Origin of the sequence: Streptomyces sp. OfavH-34-F (assembly GCF_022347745.1) — a bacterium.
GTDB lineage: Bacteria > Actinomycetota > Actinomycetes > Streptomycetales > Streptomycetaceae > Streptomyces.
Genome location: NZ_JAKRGC010000472.1, coordinates 1 through 3537, shown reverse-complemented (window position 1 = coordinate 3537; position 3537 = coordinate 1). Strand labels below are relative to the sequence as shown.

At 71.6% G+C, this 3537-nt stretch carries 3 protein-coding genes; 1 reads left to right on the top strand and 2 read right to left on the bottom strand.

The features are described from left to right. Positions 1-44 precede the first annotated feature (44 nt). Together MHW47_RS33495 and MHW47_RS33490 are read right to left on the bottom strand one after the other, a co-directional pair. Positions 45-1589: an alpha/beta fold hydrolase gene (locus tag MHW47_RS33495; RefSeq protein ID WP_239227612.1), complete on the bottom strand. Its 1545-nt coding sequence runs from the start codon at positions 1587-1589 to the stop codon at positions 45-47. Between the two features lie 101 nt (positions 1590-1690). Next, entirely contained in the window at positions 1691-2422 is a 732-nt protein-coding gene (locus MHW47_RS33490) for a gamma-glutamyl-gamma-aminobutyrate hydrolase family protein (RefSeq protein ID WP_239227611.1), read from the bottom strand. A gap of 276 nt (positions 2423-2698) precedes the next feature. Between MHW47_RS33490 and MHW47_RS33485 the strand changes: the two genes are divergently transcribed. After that, the coding region (locus MHW47_RS33485) for a ParB N-terminal domain-containing protein (protein ID WP_239227610.1) at positions 2699-3537 on the top strand (839 nt) is incomplete at its 3' end.

Sequence of the window (3537 nt, the reverse complement as noted above, 5' to 3'; positions counted from 1 at the left end):
GCCCCGCACGGTGATCGCGCGGGGCCCGGCCGGTGGCGGGGGGGTCAGGCCGTCGGCGGCACCGGGTCGGCGGGCGCCTGGCAGGTGGCGTCGATGCCCCACCACGAGGTGGGCCGCGTGCCGTCCCTCAGGTAGTCACTGACGTGGGTGTTGAGGCAGGCGTTGTTGTTCGCCGACAGCGCCGAGCCGACGTTGTGGCCGCCCAGCTCCACGATCAGGCGGGAGTTGGGGAAGCGGACCCGCATGTCGAGCGCCCCGAACATCCCGTGCGCACCGTCGTACTGCGGCTGCACCAGCAGGATGTCGGCGCTGCTGTTGCCGACCGGCGCCGCGGCCTTGGCCTGGGCCGGCCAGAAGGCGCAGGGCGCGCTGTACCAGCCGTTGCTCCAGGTCACGAGGTGGTTCCCGGCGGCGTACTGGCCGGCGAGGGTGGCGCTCCACACGTTCCAGCTCTTGGGCCACGGGCCGTCGGTGCAGTTGACCGCGTTGGTGGTCGCGATGCGGTTCTGCTGCGGGAAGCCCGGGGTCGGGGAGTCGGCGCGCAGGGCCGTGGCGTCACCGTTCACCACGAAGTCGGAGAGTATCTTCGCGCGGCTCGTCCAGGTCCAGCTGCGGTAGACGACCTGTTCGAAGACGTTGGTCCACTCGCCCGGCCCGATCGTGCCGTCGACCGGTGCCGTGCGCAGGGACTCCAGCGCCTGGTAGTACTTCGCCTCGACCGCGCCGGCGGTCGTGCCGAGGTGGTACACGGAGTCGTACTTGGCCACCCAGGCGAAGAAGAGCTCGGCGTTGTGCTCGGAGGTGAGGCTCTTGGCCATCTGGTTCTGGTAGCCCACGCCGCTGGGGCTGGGCACGCTGTCGAGCACCATGCGCTTCACCCGGGTCGGGTACATCGTCGCGTAGACCGATCCGAGGTAGCCGCCCCAGTCGATGCCGTAGTAGTTGATCTTCTCCTGGCCGAGGGCGACGCGCATCCGGTCGAGGTCGCGCGCGGAGTCCGCGGTGGTGAAGTGGTCGAGCACGTCACCGTACTTGTCGCCGCAGCTGTCGGCGTACGCCTGCGCCCTGGCCACGGAGCTCTGCTCGGCCGCGGCCGTCTTCGGCACGGGGGCGGGCAGCGTCGGGTTGATGTAGGCCGGGTCGCAGACGAGCGACGGCTCGCTGGCCCCGACGCCGCGCGGGTCGAAGCCGATCCAGTCGTAGGCGGCGCTGACGTCCGGCGCCAGCCCGGTCGTGCCCTTGGCGTACCGGGTGGGCATGTCGCGGCTGATCGGGCCGGGCCACTGGCCGCGGTGGAGCAGCACGACGCCCTTGTACTGGGCGTCGGCGACGGTGTGCTTGGCGCGGGTCAGCGCCAGTGCGATCTTCTCGCCGTCGGGATCGGTGTAGTCGAGCGGGACCTCCACCTCGCCGCACTCCAGGCCCTTGAGCATCGGGCCGAGGTTCGGGTCGTTCTCGGGACACGGCGACCAGGCGATGGTGCCCGCGGACGCGGACGTGGCAGTCCCCTCGGCTGCCATCGCGGGACTGACGGCCGGACCCGACAGGCCGATCGCGATCACCGCAGTGACCGACGCGAGCTTTTTCATGGATTCTCCTTCTGGATGCACGGCGCGCACAGCGTGGCAACGGCGTCTTTCAAGCCACTCGAAATGCGCTGGAGCCGACGGAATTTGTCCGAGAAACGCGGTCAGCGTCCGGCGGCGTGCACCAGTGCGTGATGCAGTCTCTGGTCGGGGGTGAATCCCGCTTCCCACTGCACTCCGACGGCGAAGGAGCGGTCCTTCACCTCGATGGCCTCGACGGTCCCGTCCTCGGCCCGGCCGGTGGCGACGAGTCCGTCCCCGAGCCGGTCGACGGCCTGGTGGTGGTGGCAGGCCGTCATGGGCGCCGCCTCGTCGAGGACGCCGGCGATCCGGCTGTCCGGCTCCAGCCGCAGCGGGTGGGGGCCGAGGGTGAAGGAGGGTTCGTCCGGGCGGTGGCCGTCGTGGCCGGTGACCTCGGGCAGGTGCTGGTGCAGCGTGCCTCCGTGCAGCACGTTGAGCAGCTGCATGCCGCGGCAGATGCCCAGGACGGGCAGGTCGGCGTCGAGTACCGCCCTGATCAGGCCCAGTTCGACGCGGTCGGCGTCCGGGGTCATCGCCCGGGTGCCGGGGTGCGGTTCCTGGCCGTACAGGGCCGGGTCGATGTCGGGGCCGCCCGGTATCAGCAGGCCGTCGATCCGGTCCGCCAGGGTCTCGACGCCGGGCAGCAGCGGGAGCAGCAGGGGCGTGCAGCCGGCCGCCGCCAGGTAGGCCAGGTGGGCCTGGAGCGCGAAGCCGACGACCATGTCGCTGCCCTGGAACGTGACCGGCGCGGTGCGTGCGACGATTCCGATCACCGGCCGTCCCGTGCTCGCCGGGACGTTCACGAATGAATTCATAATCACCTTCAGGGATTTCCGGATTCGACCGGGGAAAGAGGCAGATGCAACGTCCGCGGATGCGGAGGATCGCCGGGGAATCGAACGTAGCCGTCCCGGCGAATCGGCGGCCATCGTTCACCGTTCGCCGGGCCGGGGCATGATGAACGGAATGCCCCTGTTGATACCGCCGGGGCCCTGCCGCGCGGTTCCAGGAAGTCTCGGTCTCCGCTCGACTGCGGCTGGAGCCCTTTCTGCGACGCTCGTCCAAGCGGCGGCAGAGAGGGAGTGAAAGGCATGGCTCAGGGCAGCGCGCAGGCCATCTTGATCACGAACGCGATCGGCTCCGTCAGGACGGAAGGCGCCGATGTCCCGGCCCGCGGCGCATTCGATCCGAAGAGTCTGGAGAGACTTCCCGCCTGCGACGTCCTCATCAACTCCCTTTCGGGGGGCGTGTCCCTGCGCCGGGGCGGTACGGACGCCGCGCACGTCCAGCTGCTCGCCGACGTGGCCGGCTCTGCGGAGCTGCCGCCCGTCCTGGTGCAGATCGACGGCTACCGCGTCATCGACGGCCTGCACCGGCTGGAAGCGGCCCGGCTGCGCGGCGACAGCAGCATCAGGGCGCGCTTCGTGGACTGTTCGGACGCCGAGGCGCTCGTCATCGCCATGCAGGCGAACGGCACGCACGGGCTGCCGCTGTCGAAGTCCGACCGCATGGCAGGGGCCCAGCGGGTCCTCAGCTCCCACCCCGACTGGTCCGACCGCGCCGTCGCCCGCGTCACCGGGCTGAGCGCGAAGACGATCGCCTCGCTGCGCGAGAGGTCGCACGTCGGCACCCCGCTCGACGGCAAGCGCGTCGGCCGGGACGGCAGGCGGCGCCCGGTGGGCCCGGGCGAGGGCCGGCTGCGGGTCGCCGAGTACATCGCCGAGCACCCGGACGCGCCGCTGCGCCAGGTCGCCCGGGAGACCGACGTGTCGCTCGGCACGGTCCACGACGTGAGCACCCGGCTGCGGCGCGGCGAGAGCCCGGAGCGCGGTGGGCGCAGGGCCTCCGGCACGACGACGCACCCGCTGCGCTCCGTCCCGGCCGACCGCCCGGTGCGGTCCGTGCAGCTGCCCGGGGAGCCGTCGCGGCC